The 20461-nt window shown below is 72.4% G+C and carries 14 protein-coding genes; 10 read left to right on the top strand and 4 right to left on the bottom strand.

Annotated elements, in window-relative coordinates; all coding sequences use genetic code 11:
• Window positions 1-56: 56 nt before the first annotated feature.
• A complete protein-coding gene (gene rutB / locus ACX9MN_RS17090) occupies window positions 57-854 on the bottom strand; it encodes a pyrimidine utilization protein B (RefSeq protein ID WP_489724995.1) in 798 nt (265 codons plus the stop codon).
• 11 nt (window positions 855-865) lie between these two features.
• On the bottom strand, window positions 866-1960 hold the full coding sequence (rutA, locus tag ACX9MN_RS17085) for a pyrimidine utilization protein A (RefSeq protein WP_091677692.1): 1095 nt from the start codon (window positions 1958-1960) through the stop codon (window positions 866-868).
• Between the two features lie 420 nt (window positions 1961-2380).
• On the opposite strand from rutA, the gene ACX9MN_RS17080 reads away from it, so the two are divergent.
• Window positions 2381-2794 (top strand): DUF4864 domain-containing protein, encoded by a 414-nt coding sequence (locus ACX9MN_RS17080; RefSeq protein WP_042674454.1) that lies wholly within the window; start codon window positions 2381-2383, stop codon window positions 2792-2794.
• 68 nt (window positions 2795-2862) lie between these two features.
• Here ACX9MN_RS17080 and ACX9MN_RS17075 read toward each other — a convergent pair whose 3' ends face one another.
• Window positions 2863-3192, bottom strand: a complete 330-nt coding sequence (locus ACX9MN_RS17075) for a hypothetical protein (protein ID WP_056523167.1) — start codon at window positions 3190-3192, stop codon at window positions 2863-2865.
• A 221-nt stretch (window positions 3193-3413) separates the two neighbouring features.
• Here ACX9MN_RS17075 and thrC point away from each other — a divergent pair, with 221 nt between their 5' ends.
• From thrC to ACX9MN_RS17040, 7 genes are all read left to right on the top strand, one after another.
• On the top strand, window positions 3414-4826 hold the full coding sequence (thrC, locus tag ACX9MN_RS17070) for a threonine synthase (protein WP_489724994.1): 1413 nt from the start codon (window positions 3414-3416) through the stop codon (window positions 4824-4826).
• Between the two features lie 88 nt (window positions 4827-4914).
• A complete protein-coding gene (locus ACX9MN_RS17065) occupies window positions 4915-6210 on the top strand; it encodes a M16 family metallopeptidase (protein ID WP_489724993.1) in 1296 nt (431 codons plus the stop codon).
• A 186-nt stretch (window positions 6211-6396) separates the two neighbouring features.
• Entirely contained in the window at window positions 6397-9327 is a 2931-nt protein-coding gene (locus tag ACX9MN_RS17060) for an EAL domain-containing protein (protein ID WP_020093345.1), read from the top strand.
• 122 nt (window positions 9328-9449) lie between these two features.
• Window positions 9450-9836, top strand: coding sequence for a hypothetical protein (locus tag ACX9MN_RS17055; RefSeq protein ID WP_489724992.1), 387 nt, complete (start codon window positions 9450-9452; stop codon window positions 9834-9836).
• Window positions 9837-9865: 29 nt separating this feature from the next.
• Window positions 9866-10813 (top strand): ferredoxin reductase domain-containing protein, encoded by a 948-nt coding sequence (locus tag ACX9MN_RS17050; protein WP_020093343.1) that lies wholly within the window; start codon window positions 9866-9868, stop codon window positions 10811-10813.
• A 99-nt stretch (window positions 10814-10912) separates the two neighbouring features.
• Window positions 10913-11977: an SGNH/GDSL hydrolase family protein gene (locus ACX9MN_RS17045; RefSeq protein ID WP_489724991.1), complete on the top strand. Its 1065-nt coding sequence runs from the start codon at window positions 10913-10915 to the stop codon at window positions 11975-11977.
• 345 nt (window positions 11978-12322) lie between these two features.
• On the top strand, window positions 12323-13885 hold the full coding sequence (locus tag ACX9MN_RS17040) for a methyl-accepting chemotaxis protein (RefSeq protein ID WP_489724990.1): 1563 nt from the start codon (window positions 12323-12325) through the stop codon (window positions 13883-13885).
• 45 nt (window positions 13886-13930) lie between these two features.
• On the opposite strand, the gene ACX9MN_RS17035 is transcribed toward ACX9MN_RS17040, so the two are convergent.
• Window positions 13931-16468 (bottom strand): glycogen/starch/alpha-glucan phosphorylase, encoded by a 2538-nt coding sequence (locus ACX9MN_RS17035; protein WP_489724989.1) that lies wholly within the window; start codon window positions 16466-16468, stop codon window positions 13931-13933.
• A gap of 404 nt (window positions 16469-16872) precedes the next feature.
• Between ACX9MN_RS17035 and ACX9MN_RS17030 the strand changes: the two genes are divergently transcribed.
• Together ACX9MN_RS17030 and glgA are read left to right on the top strand one after the other, a co-directional pair.
• Window positions 16873-18459: an alpha-amylase family glycosyl hydrolase gene (locus ACX9MN_RS17030; RefSeq protein WP_489724988.1), complete on the top strand. Its 1587-nt coding sequence runs from the start codon at window positions 16873-16875 to the stop codon at window positions 18457-18459.
• A 350-nt stretch (window positions 18460-18809) separates the two neighbouring features.
• Window positions 18810-20348 (top strand): glycogen synthase GlgA, encoded by a 1539-nt coding sequence (gene glgA / locus ACX9MN_RS17025; RefSeq protein ID WP_489724987.1) that lies wholly within the window; start codon window positions 18810-18812, stop codon window positions 20346-20348.
• Window positions 20349-20461 lie beyond the last annotated feature (113 nt).

Below are 20461 nucleotides of genomic sequence, written 5' to 3'. Positions count from 1 at the left end.
CGCGTCGCGGCGGTCTTCGCGCACCCTGCCGGTCACCGGCCGGGCGCGCGATGCACTTATCCGGCCAGATCGCCGCCGGATGTACCGCCGGATGTATCGATCCCGGCGTGTGAGGACGCCCCGAGGGCGGCCTCGAAGGCGGCGACGTCCGAGACCCAGCCGAAGAAGGTCTCGATGTTGGCGAGCGCCGCGTGCTGCAGGCTCTCCGGCCCGGCCTGGTGCGTGGCGTCGGCCAGCACGATCCCGAAATACTCCCGGTGGAACCCGTCCCGCAGCGTCGACTCGACGCAGACGTTGGTGGCGATGCCGGTGAAGACCAGCGTGGTCACGCCCCGGGCCCGCAGGGTACTGTCGAGGGGCGTGTTGTAGAAGCCGCTGTAGCGCGGCTTGCCCATCACGATGTCGCCGGGCTCCGGATTCAGGGCGTCCACCAGCGCGTAGTCCCAGGATCCCTTGGCGAGGAGCTGCGCGTTCGCTTCAGGATTCCGCCGCATCGTCTTGAGGGCGTTGGATTTGTGCCAGTTCGGCGAGCCCGGGCCGCCGGCCTCGACATAGGCCGGGTCCCAGCCGTTCTGGAACCACAGGACCGGGATGCCGGCGGATCGCGCCGCCGCCACCGCCCGGGCGATCCGGGCGATCACCGGGCCGGTGCCCGAGACGTCGAAGCCGGCCCGGTCGAGGTAGCCGCCCGGGCTCGCGTAGGCGTTCTGGACGTCCACCACGATGAGGACCGTGGTCGCGGGATCGAGGGCGACCGGCTCCGGGCGGGCCGGCAGGACGACGCCGCCGTGCCGGCCCTGGGCGTCGCGGTAACCGGCGGGGCGATCCATCTGGCGATCCATCGGTCGGTCCATCGGGCGGTCCATCAGGCGACCTCGGGCAGTGCCGCCGCCGTCACGTGCCGGCGCGACCGCATCAGGGGCTGGATCCGGGTCCCGAAATCGTCGAGGCCCTTGAGGAAATCGTCGAAGACGAGCAGCACGCCCTCGACGCCGTCGATGGTCATGACGGCGTCGAGCATCGCGGCCACGCTGGCGTAGCTGCCCACCAGGGTGCCCATGTTGAGGTTCACCGCCGAGGTCGGGTCGGCGAGCTGGCGCACGTTGGTGTCGCTGCCGGACTTGGTGTCGGCCGCGCCCTGGACGCCGAGCCACGCGATCGCCTCGGCATCCGCGCCCGCCTTGTAGTGCGCCCAGGTCGCCATCGCGGCGTCGTCGGTCTCGTCGGCGATGATCATGAACAGCGCGAAGGCGGTCACCCGCCGCCCGGTCCGCGCGCCGGCCTCGGCGAGCGTCTCCACCACGGGCGCGAAGGCGGTCGGCGTGTTGAGCCCCTTGCCCAGACAGAAATTGTAGTCGGCGTACTGCGCCGTGAAGGCCAGTCCGGCGCCGCTCTGGCCGGCGCAGATGATCTTCACCGGCGCCTGCGGCCGGGGGCTCAGCCGGCAATCGTTCATCTGGAAATACGTGCCCTTGCGGTCGCTGGCGCCCGTCTCCCACAGGTCGCGCAGGATCTGGGCGTACTCGGCTAGGTAGTCGTAGCGTTTGGCAAAATAATCGTCGCCCGGCCACAGGCCCATCTGGTCGTATTCCGGCTTCTGCCAGCCGGTGACGAGGTTCAGGCCGAAGCGCCCGTCGGAGATCGAGTCGATGGTCGCGGCCATGCGCGCCACGATGGCGGGCGGCAGGCACAGGGTCGCCGCGGTGGCGAACAGCCGGATCCGGGTGGTGACGGCGGCGAGCCCCGCCATCAGGGTGAAGGATTCGAGGTTGTGGTCCCAGAACTCGGTCTTGCCGCCGAAGCCGCGGAGCTTGATCATCGACAGGGCGAAGTCGAGCCCGTAGCCCTCCGCCTTCAGGGTGATCGCCTTGTTGAGCGCGAAGCTCGGGCGGTACTGCGGGGCGTTCTCCGACAGCAGCCAGCCGTTGTTGCCGATGGGGATGAACACCCCGACACTCATGGCCTGTGCCGGACGGGCATCGGCGCTGTCGTCCGCGTGGCTCTGCATCGTCGTCCCGCGCTCCGCCCGGTCGGTCCCCCGCCGGAACCGAGTCGGCAAGCGGAGGCTCGCAAAACCGCCGCGGAGGGTCAAACCCGCGGCGCCCGTCGGGCGCGAAAATGCCTATCTTTCCAGCGACTTGCACAACCAGGGCGCGATGCCTGCCCAACCCATGCGCGCTTCCCGTCCGGCCGCGCCTTCCCGCCGGCCCGCGCTTCCGCGCGGCGCGATGATCGGTCACGATGCGGTGACGGTGCGGCGATCACTGTCGGCAGGGTCACAAACATTGTCGTGGGCGTGGCGAAGACCATCTTCCCGTGACGATGACGGATCTCGGTCCGACCCTGCCTGACCTTGCCTGACCTTGCCGGAGTGACAGCGATGCGCGCGTGGCCCGCCCTGCTCCTCGTCCTCGGCCTCGCGGGGCCGGTGGCGGCCGACGAGGCGGGGCGCGCGGCGGCCCGGGCGGTCATCGCCAAGCAGGAGCAGGCGCTCGGCCGCGACGACGCGCAGACCGCCTACGAGCAGGCCGCGCCCGGGATCCGGGAGCTGTTCCCGAATGCCGACCTGTTCATCGGCATGGTCCGGAACCAGTACCGTCCGGTCTACCGCCACCGCAGCTTCGTGTTCGGCGAGGCGCGGGACACGGACCCGGCGGGCGTGGTCCAGTCTGTGGCGATCCAGGACGAGTACGGCGTCGACTGGACGGCCGAGTACAGCCTCGCCCGCGACGCGGACGGGCAGTGGCGCATCACCGGCTGCCGCCTCACCAAGGCGCCCGGCACGCGCGCCTGAGGACGCGCGCAGGAGAGCGCGCCCCCGAGGGGCGCCCGCCGCCGGCACGGCGGGCGCGGAGGCCGAGCTCAGGGCCGGAACGTCCCGAGCTTCTCGAGCATCTGCAGGGTGACGTCGGCGCAGGCCTTGGTCGTGTCGTCGTCGGCGCACTTCACGTCGACCCGCGCGTCGCCGCGCTCCAGCACGATGTGGGCGGCCCGCGACGGCGGAGGTGGGGGCGGAGGCGGCGGGGGGCCGTCCGGGCCGGGACCGCGGCGCGGGTCGCCGGGGGGCGGGGGTGGCGCGCCGGCCTCGGGGCCGGGCCTCGGGCCGCCGGGCGGCGGCGGCGGGGCCTGCGCGAAGGCGACGGTGCCGGACAGCAGTGCCGCGACGCCCGCGAGGGCGATGATTCGGGTCATGTCGGCTCTCTCCGAGACGGGATCCGCCCCGGTGGCTCGGGGGCCGCGGGGCGGTCCGGCTCTAGGACGCGGCCGGGCAACCGGCCCTGAACCGGCCCGTTCAGCCCCGGTTAAACCGCCGGCCCCGCCCCGTGCGCGCCCGGCAGCCAGAGCGGCGGCGCTCGGCTTTCGACAGGTCCGCCGGCATCGTGTAGAGGGGGCGCCTTCCCTCGGAGGACCCCGTGCTCCACGTCTCGACTCGCGGCGCGGCCGCGCCGCTCTCGTTCTCGGACGCGCTCCTGGCGGGCCTCGCCCGCGACGGCGGGCTCTACGTGCCGCAGACCTGGCCGCAGATCGGCCGTTCGGAGATCGCCGCCCTGGCGGGCCGGCCCTACGCGGAGGCCGCCAAAAGGGTGCTGCGCCCGCTGATCGACGGCGACGTCGCCGGGCCGGACCTCGACCGGATGATCGACGCGGCCTACGCGACGTTCCGCCACCCGGCGGTCTGCCCGCTGACCCAGCTCGACGACAACCTGTTCCTGCTGGAGCTCTTCCACGGGCCGACGCTCGCCTTCAAGGACGTGGCGATGCAGCTGCTCGGGCGGCTGATGGACCACGTCCTGGCCGAGCGCGGCGCCCGCGCCACCATCGTGGGCGCGACCTCGGGCGACACGGGCTCGGCCGCCGTGGAGGCCTTCGGCGGCCTCGACCGGGTCGACGTGTTCATCCTCTACCCGCACGGGCGGGTCTCGGAGGTGCAGCGGCGGCAGATGACCTCGGTGCCGGCGCAGAACGTCCACGCGCTGGCCGTCGACGGCACGTTCGACGATTGCCAGAACCTCGTCAAAGCCCTGTTCCAGCACGCCGATTTCGCCGACGCGGTGCGGCTGTCCGGCGTCAACTCGATCAACTGGGCCCGGGTCGCGGCGCAGGCGGTCTACTACTTCACCAGCGCCGTGGCGCTGGGCTCCCCCCACCGCCCGGTCTCCTTCGCGGTGCCGACCGGCAATTTCGGCGACGTGCTCGCCGGCTGGGTCGCCAAGCAGATGGGCCTGCCGGTCGAGCGGCTGATGATCGGCACCAACGCCAACGACATCCTGGTGCGGACCCTGGAGCACGGCGCCTACGAGCTGCGCGGCGTGGTCCCCACCACCTCGCCCTCCATGGACATCCAGATCTCGTCGAACTTCGAGCGGCTGCTGTTCGAGGCGCTGGGGCGCGACGCCGCGTCCCTGTCGCGGCTGATGGCCGGTCTGAAGCAGTCCGGCGGGTTCTCGCTGAACCCCGAGGTGCTGGCGACGGTGCGGGCGGAGTTCGACGCCGTGGCGGTGCCGGAGCCCGACGTCATGGCGGAGATCGCCCTGACCCAGGCCGCCACCGGCGTGGTGCTCGATCCCCACAGCGCCATCGGCGTCCGGGCCGGGCGGCGGCTCCTGGAGCGGGACCCGGCGACCCCCGTGGTGGCGCTCGCCACCGCGCATCCCGCGAAGTTCCCGGACGCGGTCGCCCGGGCGACCGGCGGCCTGCGCCCCGCCCTGCCCCCGCACCTCGCCGATCTGATGGACCGGCCCGAGCGCCTGACCCGGGTCGCCAACGACCAGGCCGCCCTGGAGTCGCTCATCCGCGAGCGCGCCCGCATCACGAGGGGTGCGTGAGCCCGGCGCGCGTCACGCGACGCGCCCCCTCTCCCGTGCGGGAGCGGGGACCCGCGCCGCATCCGGCCCCCTCCGCGACGAGCCGTCGATGAACCAGCATTTCTCCACCCACGCCGCCTCGCCGTCCCTGCGCACCACGCGGCTTCCGAACGGCGTCACGGTGGTGACCGAGCCGATGCCCGGGGTCGCCACCGCGAGCCTCGGCGTCTGGGTCGGCGCCGGCTCGCGCAACGAGCGCGCCGACGAGGCGGGCCTGTCCCACCTCATCGAGCACATGGCCTTCAAGGGCACCCGCACCCGGTCGGCGCAGAAGATCGCGGAAGAGATCGAGAATGTCGGCGGCGAGATCAACGCCGCCACCTCCACGGAGGGCACCAGCTACACCGCCCGGGTGCTCGGCGAGGATGCCGGCCTCGCCCTCGACGTGATCGGCGACATCCTCACCGACTCGGTGTTCGACGCGGGCGAGCTCGCCCGGGAGAAGGGCGTCATCCTGCAGGAATACGCCGCCGTCGAGGACACGCCGGACGACGTGGTCTACGACGCCTTCACGGAGGCGGCCTTCCCGGACCAGCCGGTCGGCCGGCCGATCCTCGGGCGGCCCGAGACGATCCGGAGCTTCGACGAGGCCGGGATCCGCGCCTATCTCGACCGGGAATACACGCCGGACCGCATCGTCGTGGCCGGCGCCGGGGCCGTGACCCACGAGGCGATCGTGGCGGCGGCAGAGCGCCATTTCGGGACCCTGCCGGCCAAGACCGCCCCCGCCTCGGTGCCGGGAATCTACGGCGGCGGCGAGCGGCGGATGCCGCGCAAGCTCGAGCAGGCCAACGTGGTGATCGGCCTGCCGGGCCTCTCCTTCCGGGACGACCGCTACTACGCGCTCCACATGTTCGCGCAGGTGCTGGGCGGCGGCCTGACCTCGCGGCTCTGGCAGGAGGTGCGCGAGACCCGCGGCCTCGCCTACGAGATCCAGGCCTTCCACTGGCCCTTCTCCGATTGCGGCCTGTTCGGAATCGGCGCCGGCACCGCCGGGGCGGACCTGCCCGAACTCGTCGACGTGACCCTGGCGGCCACCGCCCGGGCGGCCCGCGACCTCGACGCCACCGAGATCGCCCGCGCCAAGGCGCAGCTGAAGGTCTCGCTGCTCTCGGCCCTGGAGACGCCGGGCGGGCGCATCGAGCGCAACGCCCGCCAGATCCTGGCCTGGGGCCGGGTGATTCCCGCCGGGGAGGTGATCGACAAGGTCGACGCCGTCTCGGTCGAGGACGTCCGCGCCGCGGCGGCCGCGATGCTGCAGGGCACACCGACGCTGGCGGCGATCGGCCCGATCCGCAAGCTGCCCGCCCTCGACAGGATCGCGGGCGCGCTCCGGGGAGCGTAGGGCAGCTTCGGTCGGTCGCCGCGCCACCGTCTTTGCGAGCGGAGACCCCCCGCAACGGCCGGCCCCCGCCCCGCCCAACTTGATTTGGCCGCAAAGGGGCGCGATCCGCGGGCGGTGGACCGGCCCCGGGGTGACCTTGCCCCAGGTCAGGTCCGCGCCTATCGATCGAGGCCGCCCGGGCGGCCGATGCCGAAGCTCGCACGGCCGGAAGTCAAGACACCCTTGCGCATCCTCGCCCTCCTCCTGACCCTGGTCGGCGGTCTCGTCGGTGCCCTCGCGCTCACGCTCGCCGCGAGCGCGCCCGCCCAGGCCGTGGAGGCGGTCCGCGTCACCCTCGACGCGCCGGTGATCGACCTGACCACCGCGATCGAGCGCTACCGCTCCGACGGCGACCTGATCCAGATCTCCACGGCGCCCGGCAAGGACGGCATCGTCCGGCGCATCGTCGTGAAGGCGCGCGACGCCGGCGCCCGGCCCGACTGGATCGTGTTCGCGCTCACCAACGACACCGACGAGCAGATCGACCGCATCCTGGTCGCCCCGCATTTCCGGCTGGTCGATTCCGGGGTGATCTGGCCCGATCTCGGCGGCTCGCGCATCGCCGCCATCACGGCGAGCCAGGGCATCCGGCCCGAGCGGGACGAGAACCCGGAGGCCGACCAGTTCACCATCACGCTCGATCCCGGCGCCACCGTCACTTACGTGGCCGAGCTGCGCGGCTCCAACGTCCCCCAGCTGCGCCTCTGGGACCAGGACGCCTACCGCCGCAAGACTGCCGGCCTGACCCTCTACAAGGGCATCATCATCGGGATCAGCGGCCTGCTGGCCCTTTTCCTGACCATCGTGTTCGTGGTCAAGGGCGCGATCATCTTCCCGGCCGCCGCCGCGCTCGCGTGGTCGGTGCTGGCCTATGCCTGCATCGATTTCGGCTTCCTGCAGCGGGTGTTCCCGGTCACCGAGCTCGCCGAGCGGGTCTACCGGGCCTCCGCGGAGGCGGTGCTCGGGGCGACGCTGCTGGTCTTCCTGTTCGCCTATCTCAACCTCGCCCGCTGGCACGTGCGCTACAGCCACGTGGCGTTCTTCTGGCTCGCCTTCCTGGCGGGCCTCGTCGGGCTCGCGGTGTTCGACCCGCCGGTGGCGGCGGGTGTGGCGCGGATCTCGATCGCCGCGGTGGCCGGGATCGGCCTGCTGCTGATCGTCTACCTCGCAGCCCATAACGGCTATGACCGGGCGATCCTGCTGGTGCCGACCTGGCTCCTGCTCGTCGTCTGGGTGACGGCGGCGGGCTTCGCGGTCACCGGCCAGATCGGCAGCGACCTCGTGCAGCCGGCCCTGATCGGCGGCCTCGTGCTGATCGTGATGCTGATCGGCTTCACGGTGCTCCAGCACGCCTTCGCGGGGGGCGGCCTCAGCCACACCCTGGTCTCCGACACGGAGCGGCGGGCGCTGGCGCTGACCGGCGCCGGCGACGTGGTGTTCGACTGGGACGTGCCCGCCGACCGGGTCTTCGTCGGCCCTGAGATCGAGGGCCAGCTCGGCCTCGCCCGCGGCACCCTGGAGGGGCCGGCCACCAACTGGCTGGGCGCGCTCCACCCCTTCGACGTGGAGCGCTACTCGGCGGCCCTCGACACGGTGATCGAGGAGCGGCGCGGCCGCATCGTCCACGATTTCCGCCTGCGCTCGGAGGCCGGCACGTTCTTCTGGTACCGGCTGAAGGCGCGGCCGGTGATCGGCGCCGACGGCGAGGTGATCCGGGTGGTCGGCACCATCGCGGACGTCACCGAGATCAAGACCGCCGAGGAGCGCCTGCTCCACGACGCCGTGCACGACAGCCTCACCGGCCTGCCGAACCGCGAATTGTTCGGCGACCGCCTCGACGCGGCTCTGGCCTTCGCCGGCCAGGACCAGCGCCTCAAGCCCACCGTGATCGTCCTCGACGTCGACCGGTTCAAGGGCATCAACGACGCGATCGGCCTGTCGGCGGGCGACTCGATCCTGCTGACCCTGTCGCGCCGCCTCGGCCGCCTGCTGCGCCCGCAGGACACGCTGGCCCGGGTCGCCGGCGACGAGTTCGCGGTGATCCTGCTCTCCGAGCGCGACCCGGACCGGATCCTGGCCTTCGCCGAGATGATCCGCCGGGCGATCGCCACGCCGATCACCTACGCCGACCGGGAGATCTTCCTGACCGTCTCGATCGGCCTCGCCCTCTACGAGGCCGGCGCCAACCTGAAGCGCGACGAGGTGTTCAAGAGCGCCGAGATCGCCATGATCCAGGCCAAGCGCAACGGCGGCGACCGGATCGAGGTGTTCCGCGCCCACATGCGCACCGACCGCTCGGACCGGCTGATGCTGGAGAGCGACCTGCGCAAGGCGATCGAGCGCAACGAGCTGCGGGTGCTGTTCCTGCCGGTGGTGCGGCTCGAGGACCGCACCGTGGCGGGGTTCGAGACCGTGCTGCGCTGGGACCACCCGAAGCTCGGGCGCATCCCCGCCTCGACCTTCCTGCCGCTCGCCGAGGAGAGCGGCTTCGTGGTCAATCTCGGCATCTTCGCCCTGGAGCGCACGGCTCTCGAACTCGCGGCGTGGCAGCGCTCCCTGGAGGTCGAGCCGCCGATCTTCGCGGCCTGCAACCTGTCCTCGCGCCAGCTCCTGCGCCACGACCTCCTGCACGACGTGAAGACCGTGCTGGCCCGCTCCGGGGCCCTGCCCGGCTCGCTCAAGCTGGAATTCAGCGAGAGCCTCGTGATGGAGAACCCGGAATACGCCGCCCAGATGCTGGCGCGGATCCACGACCTCGGCGCCGGCCTGTGCCTGTCGGATTTCGGCACCGGCTACTCGGCCCTCTCCTATCTCCAGCGCTTCCCGTTCGACACGATCAAGGTCGACGCGACCTTCGTGCGCCAGATCGGCACCGGGCAGACTGCGATCCTGCGCTCCATCGTGCGCATGGCGAGCGAGCTGAACCTCGCCATCGTGGCGGAGGGCTGCGAGTCCGAGGCCGACGCCCAGGCGCTCGCCGGTCTCGGCTGCGAGTACGCCCTCGGCCCGGCCTTCGGCGAGCCGATGACCATGCTGCAGGCCCGCCAGATCGTCGGGGCCGCCCCGGAAGCGGCCTGAGGGCTGCTCCCAGGACCCGATCCGGCGAAAGTTGCGGATCGGTTTAAGTCCGCCTTAACCATGTCCGATCAAGCTCCTGTTGATAGGCGGGCCCTCCAGCGCCCGCGATGGGGATGGGTCGGATGGCCGAGGCGGCACGGCGTTACCAGCAGGCGGGCGGCTCGGACCTCGTGCGTCGCCTGATGGCCCGGCCGGTCCGGCTGGAGCAGCAGGTCCGGACCCGGATGCCCCTCCGCGACCCGCGCCGCGTCGACGCGTTCGCCGACGCCTACGTCTACGCCGACGAGGCCGCGGACGACGCGGAGGCGCGGGACGAGGCCGACGCGATCGCCCGCCTCGAGACCGAGCTGCAGGTGATGAAGGCGGTACTCCGGGCCCAGCGGCAGGAGGTCGAGTCGCTGCGGGCGCAGCGCCAGCTCCTCACCGACTCGGCCCCGACCGACGATGTCCGCGCGACCCGCGAGCGCTGGGCGGCCCTGGTCGACTCGCTCCTGATCCGCGCCCGCTGATCCGTCACCAGGGCATGCGGGGGAGAGCCATGGGGGCGCGCTGCTCGCTCGTCGTCAACGGTCGGTCGGTCCGCGTCTCGACCGGCGACACGCCGCTGGAGGCGGCGCTGGCCGAGGGCATGATCGCGCCGCTGCAGGCGCAGTCCGGCAACCTGCTCGCCGGCCAGGGGATCGCACAGGGGATCGCACAGGGCAGCGCGGCGCCGTCCGGCCGCCGCCATCCGGCCCGCCGGGCCCGGGCCGAGGCCCTGCGCCCGGCCCTCCCCGGCGCCCCGATCCAGGGCCAGGAGGAGGCGCCGCCGCCGCCGGTCGCCGTCCGCAAGGGCACGGTCACGGAGATCCGCCGGCTCAGTCCCGGCATCCTCGAGATCGTCGCGACCCTGACCCGGCGCCCGACCGGCGAGCCCGGCCACCAGGCACTGGTGACCTTCGCGGGTCTGCCGACGCGGACGCTGTCCCCGACCCTGCGGCTCGACGGCACGACCGAGATCAACGACGTGGTGTTCCACGTCGCCCGCGACCCCGAGGGCGATCCCCTCGACGGGCTCCGCCTCGACCAGCCGGTGCGTCTCAAGGGCCCCGTCGGCCGGGGGCAGTACCGCCCCGGGGGCGGCCGGCTCGTGCTGGTGGCGGCCGGCGCCGGCTTCGGCGCGATCTGGGCGATCGCCCGGGCGGCCCGCTACGTCGAGCCCGCCCGCGAGATGGCCCTGGCCGTCGGCGCCCGCGACGCCCTGGACCTCTACATGCGCGAGAGCCTGGACTGGCTGCGCCGCACCGGCGTCGGCCGGATCGTGCTCTGCGCCGATCGCGGCCGCCAGCGGCCGCCGGACGTGCGCTCCGGCCCGCTCAGCGCCCACCTGCCGAGCCTGCGCGCCACCGACGTGGTCCACGTGGCGGGCGACCACTCGACGGTCGGCGCCGTGCAGGTGCTCGCCGCCGCGGTGGGCGCCCGCTGCTACCCGATCGTGATCGACTGACCGGCGTCGCCTCGACGCGGCGGCGCCCGGCTGCTACCGGCGCCGGGGCGGCCGCACGGGGCCGGTCCCGAGCCCGATCCGAGTCCGATCCGAGCCCCGATGATCCGCGTCCTCTGCCTCGGCTACAGCGTCACGGAGCTGCCGGGCTACGTCGAGCGGGCCAACGCCCTGGCCGAGGCCGAGGGGCGCCCGGTCACGTTCCTCCGCAGCGGCTGGGGCGGCCATTCCCTGCCCTCCATCGCCGCCCTGATCGACGAGATCCTCGACGCGCTCCCCTGCGACCGCGTCCTCCTCGAGCTGTTCACCGGCAACGTCCGCTACTTCGACGGCGCGACGATGCGGGCCTATCTCGACGACATCCTCGCGGCGACCGCCCGGCGGGACCTGCCCGTCGCCTTCCTCAACCTCCACCAGGGCGGCGTCGACTACGCGGCCGAGCCCGTCGCCGGCCTGCTGGCGGAGTACCGCGCCCTCTACGGGATCCCCTATCTCGACATCGCCGCCCCGGTGGCGGCCGCGGGCGCGGGCGACATCACCTACCTGCTGAAGGACGCGACCCACGTCACGCCGGCGGGCGCCGACCTCTACGGCACCCTGGTCTACAGCTTCCTGCGCGCGCCGCCGCCGGGGCGGGCCTATATCGACCGTTTCCGGACCCTGCCGGGCCGGTTCGAGGCCCTGCCGCTGCGCGCCCTCCCCGGCCTGACCTGCGGGTTCGCCCTGCGCCGCAACGGCATCCCGCTGGACTTCCTGGAGATCCCGGAGGGCACGCGCGTCGCCGTTCCCCTGGGACGCCCCCGCGACGTGATCGGGCTCCTCGTGACCTACGGGCCGCGGGCGGGCACGTTGACGGTCGAGGATCCGGCGACCGGGCGGGCGCGGACCCTCGTCGCCTACGACGCGTTCTCCTACTACACGCGCGCGATGTTCCGCAGCGTGACCCTCCCGGCGGCGCGCGCGCTGACGATCGCGCAGTCGGCGGAACGCCCGGACATCGCCCTGCGCAAGGGCGTGCCGGATCCGGGCCCGCGGATCGGGCGTGTGTCGCACGTCGTCTGCCGGCGCAGACTCGGCCTCGCCCCGCGCGCCGCCCGCCAGCTTCACCGGCTGCGGCGCGGCCTGCGCCGCGTCGGGTTGCGGCTCGGGCTCGTCCGAGGCGCCTGACCCCGGCCCCGTTCGGGCATAGTCATGCAGGCACGAGCGTTTGAATAACGCACCATTATGGCATTCGATTTATCGATCTCTGTAATTATCAATTCAGTCTCTGTATCGGTTCGCGTACTCATGCGCGCGAAGAGTGATCTGATCGATCGTGGCTTCCTGTTCGTAGCGTGTGATAAGCTGTGCCGGTGACGCCGGCGGAGATCGAACGGAATGCGGATCCTGCGCGATGCGAACCTGCATGTAAAAATGTCCGCGCCGCTCTTGTTCATGGTGATCGTGTGCGCTGCCTCTGCCGCGTACTCGCTCAGAGAACTCAGAGCGATCGAGGAGAGAGATAGATTTTTGGTGGATTACTATTTCGCGAGGCTCGAGATCTTCTCACGTGTCCGCAAAAAATTCGTCGATGCGGCGCTCATGAACCGCAACCTCATCATCGGCGAGCCGAAAGGCGACATCCCCCTCTTCCGCAAGCGCTACGACGCCTCCGTCAAGGCCGTGGCCGACGGCATCGAGACGCTGGAACAGGGCTCGCGGCGCGCTGAGATCGCGGCGCTGCAGCGCCAGATCGGCACCGTCGCCCGGGACTATTTCGACCTGCTCGACCGCTCCAATTACCTCGCGCTCCGGAATGACCGGCCGGCGGCGATCCAGGTCGGCGTGGTCGCCAGCCGGGAGGTCCGGGCGCAGTTCGATCGCGCGGCCCAGGCGTACGAGGCGGCGGCGGCGGCCCGCCTCGGCGAGGCGAAGATCGCCACGCAGCAGGGGGCCGAGCAGGCCCGGACGGTCCTGATCGGCGCCACGGTGGCGGGCCTGCTCGTCGCCCTGGGACTCTCCGCGGCCATCGTCGTGGTCGGTGTCACGCGGCCGCTCCACCGCCTCGTCGCCGCGCTGCGGCGCGTGGCGCAGGGCGACGGCGCGGCCACGATCGCGGAGGCGCGGCGCGGCGACGAGATCGGAGCGGTCGGCCGGGCGGTCGAGGCGATCCGGAGCTTGATCATCCGCAACGCCGAGGCGGAAGCCGAGGGCCGGCGGCGCGCGGACGCCGCCGCGGCCGCGGCCCGCAAGGACGCCACGATGGGCCTCGCCCGGACCTTCGAGGCGGCGGTGGCCAGGATCGTGGACCGGGTCTCGACCGCCGCGGGCGAACTCGAAGGCACCGCCCACCAGATGACCGCGACCGCCCAGGAGACGGCCAGCCAGTCCGGCGCGGTGGCGCTGGCGGCCGAGGCTGCGGCGGTCAACATCGGCGCGGTGGCGGCCGCGACCGAGCGGCTCGGCAGCGCCATCCAGGCGATCGGCCGTCAGGCGGGCGGCTCGTCCGAACTCGCCCAGCAGGCGGTCGGCGAGGCCGACCAGACCGCCGGGCTCGTGGCCGAGTTGCGGCAGGCGGTCTCCGAGATCGGCGACGTGGTGCGGCTGATCGCGTCCATCGCCGAGCAGACCAACCTGCTGGCCCTCAACGCCACCATCGAGGCGGCGCGGGCCGGCGAGGCCGGCCGCGGCTTCGCGGTCGTGGCGGGCGAGGTGAAGGCCCTGGCCGAGAAGACCGCGCGGGCGACCGACGGGATCGCCGCGCAGATCGGCCGGATCCAGGGCGTGACCGGATCCGCGGTCGGCGCCATCGGCGCGATCATCGACCGGATCCGCGAGATCAACGGGGTGGCGATCGCGATCGCCGCGGCCGTGGAGGAGCAGGGCGCCGCGACCCGGGAGATCGTGCGCACCGTCGCCGAGGCGACGCGGGGCGCCGCGGAGGTCACCGGCACCATCGCCGGGGTGGCCGAGGCCTCCGATCGGACGGGGGTCGCGGCCGACCACGTGCTCACGGCCGCCACCGCCCTGTCCCGTCAGTCCGAGGGGCTCGCGGCGGAGGTCGGGCGGTTCCTGGACGGCGTGCGCGCGGCCTGAGGGCAGGGCAGGCCCGCTCCCGTGCGGGAGCGGGCCGGTGGCGACTCAGCCCAGGCGAACCCGCCAGATCTCCTCGGCGTACTCGCGCATGGCGCGATCGGAGGAGAACCACGCCATGCGGGCGGTGTTGCGGATCGCCTTCGCCCACCAGCCGCGGGGATCGCGCCACGCGGCGTCGATCGACCGCTGCACCCGCCAGTAATCGTCGAAATCGGCGGTGAGCAGGTACTGGTCGCGCCGGCGCAGGTCGTCGGTGAGCGGCCGGAACCGGCCCGGCTCCTCCGGCGAGAACCGTCCCGAGGCGATCATGTCGAGGGCGGCGGCCAGCCGCGGCGAGGCCTGGATCGCCCGGGCCGCGTAGTCCGGCTCGGCCTGCCGGGCGCGGACGCCGTCGGCCTCCAGGCCGAAGATGAAGATGTTGTCCGCCCCGACATGGTCGCGGATCTCTATGTTGGCGCCGTCGAGGGTCCCCACCGTGAGCGCGCCGTTGAGGGCGAACTTCATGTTGCCGGTGCCCGAGGCCTCCATGCCGGCGGTGGAGATCTGCTCGGACAGGTCGGCGGCCGGGATGATCGATTCGGCGAGGCTCACCGAGTAGTTCGGCAGGAACACCACCTTCAGCCGGTCCGCGACCTCGGGATCGTCGTTCACCGCCTTGGCGACGTCGCAGGCGAGCTTGATGATCAGCTTGGCCTGGACGTAGCTCGGCGCCGCCTTGCCGGCGAAGATCTTCACCCGGGGCGTCCAGTCCCGGTGCGGCTCGGCCTTGATCGCCTGGTAGAGCGCCACGGTCTCGACCACGTTGAGGAGCTGGCGCTTGTACTCGTGGATGCGCTTGACCTGGATGTCGAACAAAGCGGCCGGATCGACGTCGATGCCGGTGCGCTCGGCGATGATCGCCGCCAGGGCCTCCTTGCGCTCCCGGCGCACGGCCGCGTAGCGCGCCACGAAGGCCGGATCCTCGGCGTGGGCCTCCAGGCCCCGGAGCAGCTCGGGATTGTCGAGCACGCCCGCGCCCACCGTCTCCACGGCGAGCCGGGTGAGGCCGGGATTGGCGTTGTGGAACCAGCGGCGGAAGGTGATGCCGTTGGTCTTGTTGACGATCTTGTCCGGATCCAGCGCGTGTAGGTCGGAGAAGACCGTCGAGCGCATCAGGTCGGTGTGCAGGGCCGAGACGCCGTTGACCCGGCGCGCGCCGTGGAAGGCGAGGTGCCCCATCCGGACCCGCCGCCCGTGCGACTCGTCGATCAGCGAGATCGACGCGAGGTAGGCCGCGGCATCCGCCGATTCCTGCCGGCCGTGCTTGGCCTGCTCCTCCAAGTGCATCCAGTTGATCAGGTAGATGATCTGCATGTGGCGCGGCAGCAGCCGCTCCATCAGCTCCACCGGCCAGGTCTCCAGGGCCTCGGGCAGGAGGGTGTGGTTCGTGTAGTGCAGCGTGTGCGTGGTGACGTGCCACGCATCCTCCCAGGAGAGGCCGTAGACGTCGAGCAGGACGCGCATCAGCTCCGGCACCGCGATGGCCGGGTGCGTGTCGTTGAGCTGGATCGCCGCGTGGTCCGGCAGGGACCGGACGTCGCCGCGCTCGGCCACGTGGCGGGCCACGAGATCCTGGATCGAGGCCGCGGTGAAGAAGTATTCCTGGCGCAGGCGCAGCTCCTGGCCCTCGGCCGAGGAATCGCTCGGGTAGAGCACCCGCGAGATCGCCTCGGCGCGCATCCGCGCCGCGACCGCGCCGACGTGGTCGCCGCCGTTGAAGCGGGCGAGGTCGACGGGCTCGCCGGCCTCGGCCTTCCAGAGGCGCAGGCCGTTGACGTGGCGGCCGCGCCAGCCGACCACCGGCACGTCGTGGGCCACCGCCCGCACGGTCTCGGCCGGCTGCCAGTGGCGCCGGATCACGCCCTCCTCCGGCGAGGACAGCGTGACGGTGCCGCCGAAGCCGATCGCGTAGGTCGCCTCGGGCCGGGCGAATTCCCAGGGGTTGCCCTCGGCCAGCCAGGTCTCCGGCGCCTCGCGCTGCCAGCCGTCCTCGAAGGACTGGCGGAACAGGCCGTGGTCGTAGCGGATGCCGTAGCCCATGGCCGGGATGCCGATGCTGGCCATGCTCTCCATGAAGCAGGCGGCGAGCCGCCCGAGGCCGCCATTGCCCAGCGCCGCGTCGGGCTCGGCGTCCTGCACGGCGTCGAGATCGATCCCGAGTTCCCGGAGCGCGCCGCGGGTCGTCTCGGTGAGGCCGAGATTGTTCAGCGCGTCCGACATCAGCCGGCCGATCAGGAATTCCAGCGACAGGTAGTAGACGCGCTTGTTCGGCACGCTCCGCTCGGAGGCCAGCGCGGCGGCCACGATCCGCTCGCGCAGGGCCAGCGCCGTCGCGGCGAACCAGTCGCGCGGGCGGGCGGTCTCGGGCGTGCGGCCGAGCGTGAAGGTGAGCTTGGCGCGGATCGCCTCGCGCAGGTCCACCACCGCGTCGCCGCTGCCGGACAGCACCGGGGCGGTCCAGGCGGCCGGGGCGGGCGCCTCGGTTGCGCGCTCGTCGCGCGAGACATCTTGTGGCACAGGCCGGGTCAGAACATCGTTCAACACGTGCGGGTCCCCCAAAGTCGTCGCCCCGGATTCTAGCGCCGGGGGTATCGTGGGCGGATTATCTCTTTTGATGGATTGCCGCCGCATGAACGGACGGGCGATCCGTGCCCCGAAGCGTCCGACGATGCGGTCGGCTTCCGGCGAAGTCGTGGCAGCGCCGCTCCGGCGGAGCGCACGGGCACGGCGGAGGAGATATGGCAGGGCGGCGTGACATTCCAGGCACAGCCGCGCGGCGTCGCCCTGCGTGAGGGGCATGCGCACAGGTTTTGGGGGCCGCAGCCATTCCCTGGGCGACGCCGCGTCGGGGCGTTTCGCGCGCAACGCGCGCTCTCGGCGCAACCATCGCCGGTCGCCAGGGCGCGGGTCAGCGTTTAAGCGTGGGCCGCCGATGCGAGGGGCGCAGCATGACCGACACCGTCTGGTGGAAGCGCGGGACCGTCTACCAAGTCTATCCGCGCTCCTTTCAGGACACGAACGGCGACGGTGTCGGCGACCTGCCGGGCATCACGGCGCGGCTGGACTACCTCGCATGGCTAGGGGTCGACGCCGTGTGGATCTCGCCGGTCTACCCCTCGCCCATGGCCGATTTCGGCTACGACGTGGCGGATTACTGCGGGATCGACCCGCTGTTCGGCACGCTGGCCGATTTCGACGCCCTCGTGGCGGAGGCCCATCGGCGCCGGCTGAAGGTGATCCTCGACTTCGTGCCGAACCACTCCTCGATCGCGCATCCCTGGTTCTCCGAGAGCCGGTCGTCGCGCGCGAGCCCGAAGCGGGACTGGTACATCTGGCGCGACCCGGCACCCGGCGGCGGCCCGCCCAACAACTGGCTGTCGAACTTCGGCGGCCCGGCCTGGACGCTGGATGAGACCACCGGCCAGTACTACTACCACGCCTTCCTGGCGGAGCAGCCGGACCTGAACTGGCGCAACCCCGCGGTGCGGGCGGCCATGCACGACGTGCTCCGCTTCTGGCTGGAGCGCGGAGTCGACGGGTTCCGGGTCGACGTGATCTGGCACCTGATGAAGGATGCGGGCTTCCGCGACAACCCGGCCAATCCCGACTACGCGCCGGGCTCGCCCGAGATCAACCGCTTCACCCAGGTCTACTCCGCCGACCGGCCCGAGATCTTCGACGTGATCGCCGGGATGCGGGGGGTGCTGCGCCAGTACGGCGAGCGGGTGCTGATCGGCGAGATCTACCTGCCGGTGGAGCGGCTCGTCGCCTATTACGGCCCGGACCTGACCGGGGCCGACCTGCCGTTCAATTTCCAGCTGATCCAGACCCCGTGGCGGGCCGACGCGGTGGCCGACCTCGTGGCGCAGTACGAGGCGGCCCTGCCCGAGGGCGGCTGGCCGAACTGGGTGCTGGGCAACCACGACCAGCCGCGCATCGCCGCCCGGGTCGGGCCGGCCCAGGCCCGCATCGCCGCGATGCTGCTGCTGACCCTGCGGGGCACGCCGACCCTCTACTACGGCGACGAGATCGGGCTCGGCCACGTGCCGATTCCTCCGGATCGCGCCCGGGATCCCTGGGAGCACAACGAGCCCGGGCACGGCCGCGACCCGGAGCGCACGCCGATGCAGTGGGACGACAGTCCGCAGGCGGGCTTCTCCACCGCCGAGCCCTGGCTGCCGCTGGCGGCGGATTGGGCCGCCTGCAACGTCGAGAGCCAGCGCTCGGATCCGGGCTCGATGCTCACCCTGCACCGGCGGCTGCTCGCCCTGCGCCGCGACCACGCGGCGCTCGCCGTGGGCGGCTACCGCGAGGTGCCGCTCGGGATCGCCGAGGTGTTCGCCTACGAGCGCTTCGCCGACGGGGCCGTCCTGCGCGTGCTGCTGAATTTCGGCGCGGCGTCGCAGGACCTGCCGCTCCCCGAGGGGGCCTGGACCGTGCTGCTCTCGACCCGTCCGGGGCGCGCGGGCGAGCCGGCCGGCCTCACCCTGGCGCTGGAGCCCGCCGAGGGGGTGATCCTGCGCCGCGCCGGGTGACGCGAGGCCGCCCCGGCTCCGGCACCCGTCAGGCCGGGGACCGAATCAGGGGCTCGGCGGGCACCGCCGATCGGGCGAAGACGGACGTGCGGGACCCGTCCGGTTACGCCGGGCGCCGTCGTTCCGGGCCGAAGATCTGTATCCAGCGGCCGAAATCCGCCGTGGCGGCGCGATTTCTCGCTGCGATGCCACATAGGTAAGTGACGCTTAATCACCACGGTGGCCTATTTTGTGCGTCGCAACGGAACCGTCGCGGCGAAGGAGCATTGGCCGTGGTTGAGATCGTGACAGCCGTGCCTGCCCGGTCGACTGCCAGACCGGGGCATTCCGCCCGGCCAGGATCAATGCTGATGCTCGATGCGCGCCGTGGTGGTCCCTTCGCCGAGTGGTCGTCCGGCGAGGGGAACGGCGTCGGTCCCGTACCAGTTCCGGCCCGGCCGGCCTCGCTGCGCCGCCGCATCCTCTACGCGACGCCCGAGATGGCGGATTTCGTGAAGACCGGCGGCCTCGGCGAGGTCTCGGCCGCCCTGCCCCGGGCCCTGGTCCCGCACTACGACATCCGCGTCCTGATCCCGGGCTACCGGCAGGTCCGGGCGGCCTTCCCGGAGATCCCGGTCGTCGCCCGCCTCGAGGGCTTCGCGGGCATTCCCGCCTGCGACCTCGGCCTGGTCGAGGCGGCCGACGGCCTGCGGATCTACGTCCTGCTCAGCCCCGACCTCTACGAGCGCGACGGCACGCCCTACGGCGACCAGCACGGCGATTTCGGCGACAACGACCTGCGCTTCGCCCGCCTCAGCCTCGCGGCGGCGGACCTCGCCACCGGCGCCGATCCCGACTGGGCGGCCGACATCCTGCACCTCAACGACTGGCAGGCGGCCCTGGCGCCGGCCTATCTCGCGTGGCGCGGCCGGCGGGTCCCGAGCGTGCTGACCATCCACAACCTCGCCTACCAGGGCCTGTTTCCCCGGGACGCCCTGCCCCGGCTCGGCGTGCCGGACTCGGCCTTCCAGGTCGACGGCGCCGAGTTCTACGGACAGCTCTCCTTCCTGAAGGCCGGCATCTTCTACGCCTCGCAGGTCACCACGGTGAGCGAGACCTACGCGCGGGAGATCCAGACGCCCGAGCTTGGCTGCGGCCTCGACGGGCTGCTGCGCACCCGCGCCGGCCAGGGCCGGCTCGCCGGCATCCTGAACGGCATCGACGAGAGCTGGGATCCGACCACCGACCCGCACCTCGCCACGCGCTTCGAGATCGACGACTGGAAGGGCAAGCGCGCCAACACCGAGGCGGTGCGCCAGCAATTCGGCCTCGCGGTCTCCCGCGGGCCTCTCTTCGCCATCGTGTCGCGCCTCGTGCACCAGAAGGGCATCGACCTGAGCCTGCAGGCGGCCGAGACCATCGTGGCCGGGGGCGGCCAGCTCGTGGTGATCGGCCAGGGCGAGGGCCGGTTCGAGCAGGCGCTGCAGGGGTTGGCCAAGCGCCATCCCGACGCGGTCGGCGTGCATGTCGGCTTCGAGGAGGCGCAGGCCCGGCGGATGTTCGCCGGCAGCGACTTCCTGCTGATGCCCTCGCGCTTCGAGCCCTGCGGCCTCGCCCAGATGTACGCGCAGCGCTTCGGCTCCCTGCCGATCGTGCGGCGGACCGGGGGCCTCGCCGACACGGTCGAGGACGGCGTGACGGGCTTCACCTTCGGGGAGGCCTCGGCCGCGTCCTTCGGGGCGGCGGTGCGGCGGGCGCTGGAGGCCTTCGGCCAGAAGAAGCGGCTCAACGCCATGCGGCGGCGGGCCATGGCGGCCCGCTTCGGCTGGGACCAGGCCGCCGACAACTACGCCGGGCTCTACGGCCGGGCCATCGGCAACAGCGTCGGGCTGCGCTGGCGGGCGGCGTAGGGACTTCTCGCGGCCCCTCTCTTCTCTTCTCTTCTCTTCTCTTCCGCTCCGCGAGGCGGGTGAGCCCGTTCGGGTCAGATCATCCCTGCCAGCGGGGCGGGCGCTTCCCGGCG

Source organism: Methylobacterium sp. 1A (assembly GCF_058072805.1).
Note: the sequence above shows the minus strand (reverse complement) of the source record. Positions and strands in the feature narration are given on the sequence as shown.

What these genes read in the sequence shown, in the direction of transcription:
- ACX9MN_RS17075 (WP_056523167.1), bottom strand. Translation starts at nt 3,192, where the DNA reads ATGACCCGAATCATCGCCCTCGCGGGCGTCGCGGCACTGCTGTCCGGC.
- ACX9MN_RS17060 (WP_020093345.1), top strand. Translation starts at nt 6,397, where the DNA reads ATGCCGAAGCTCGCACGGCCGGAAGTCAAGACACCCTTGCGCATCCTC.
- ACX9MN_RS17065 (WP_489724993.1), top strand. Translation starts at nt 4,915, where the DNA reads ATGAACCAGCATTTCTCCACCCACGCCGCCTCGCCGTCCCTGCGCACC.
- glgA (WP_489724987.1), top strand. Translation starts at nt 18,810, where the DNA reads ATGCTCGATGCGCGCCGTGGTGGTCCCTTCGCCGAGTGGTCGTCCGGC.
- ACX9MN_RS17030 (WP_489724988.1), top strand. Translation starts at nt 16,873, where the DNA reads ATGACCGACACCGTCTGGTGGAAGCGCGGGACCGTCTACCAAGTCTAT.
- ACX9MN_RS17050 (WP_020093343.1), top strand. Translation starts at nt 9,866, where the DNA reads ATGGGGGCGCGCTGCTCGCTCGTCGTCAACGGTCGGTCGGTCCGCGTC.
- rutA (WP_091677692.1), bottom strand. Translation starts at nt 1,960, where the DNA reads ATGAGTGTCGGGGTGTTCATCCCCATCGGCAACAACGGCTGGCTGCTG.
- ACX9MN_RS17080 (WP_042674454.1), top strand. Translation starts at nt 2,381, where the DNA reads ATGCGCGCGTGGCCCGCCCTGCTCCTCGTCCTCGGCCTCGCGGGGCCG.
- ACX9MN_RS17045 (WP_489724991.1), top strand. Translation starts at nt 10,913, where the DNA reads ATGATCCGCGTCCTCTGCCTCGGCTACAGCGTCACGGAGCTGCCGGGC.
- rutB (WP_489724995.1), bottom strand. Translation starts at nt 854, where the DNA reads ATGGACCGACCGATGGATCGCCAGATGGATCGCCCCGCCGGTTACCGC.
- ACX9MN_RS17055 (WP_489724992.1), top strand. Translation starts at nt 9,450, where the DNA reads ATGGCCGAGGCGGCACGGCGTTACCAGCAGGCGGGCGGCTCGGACCTC.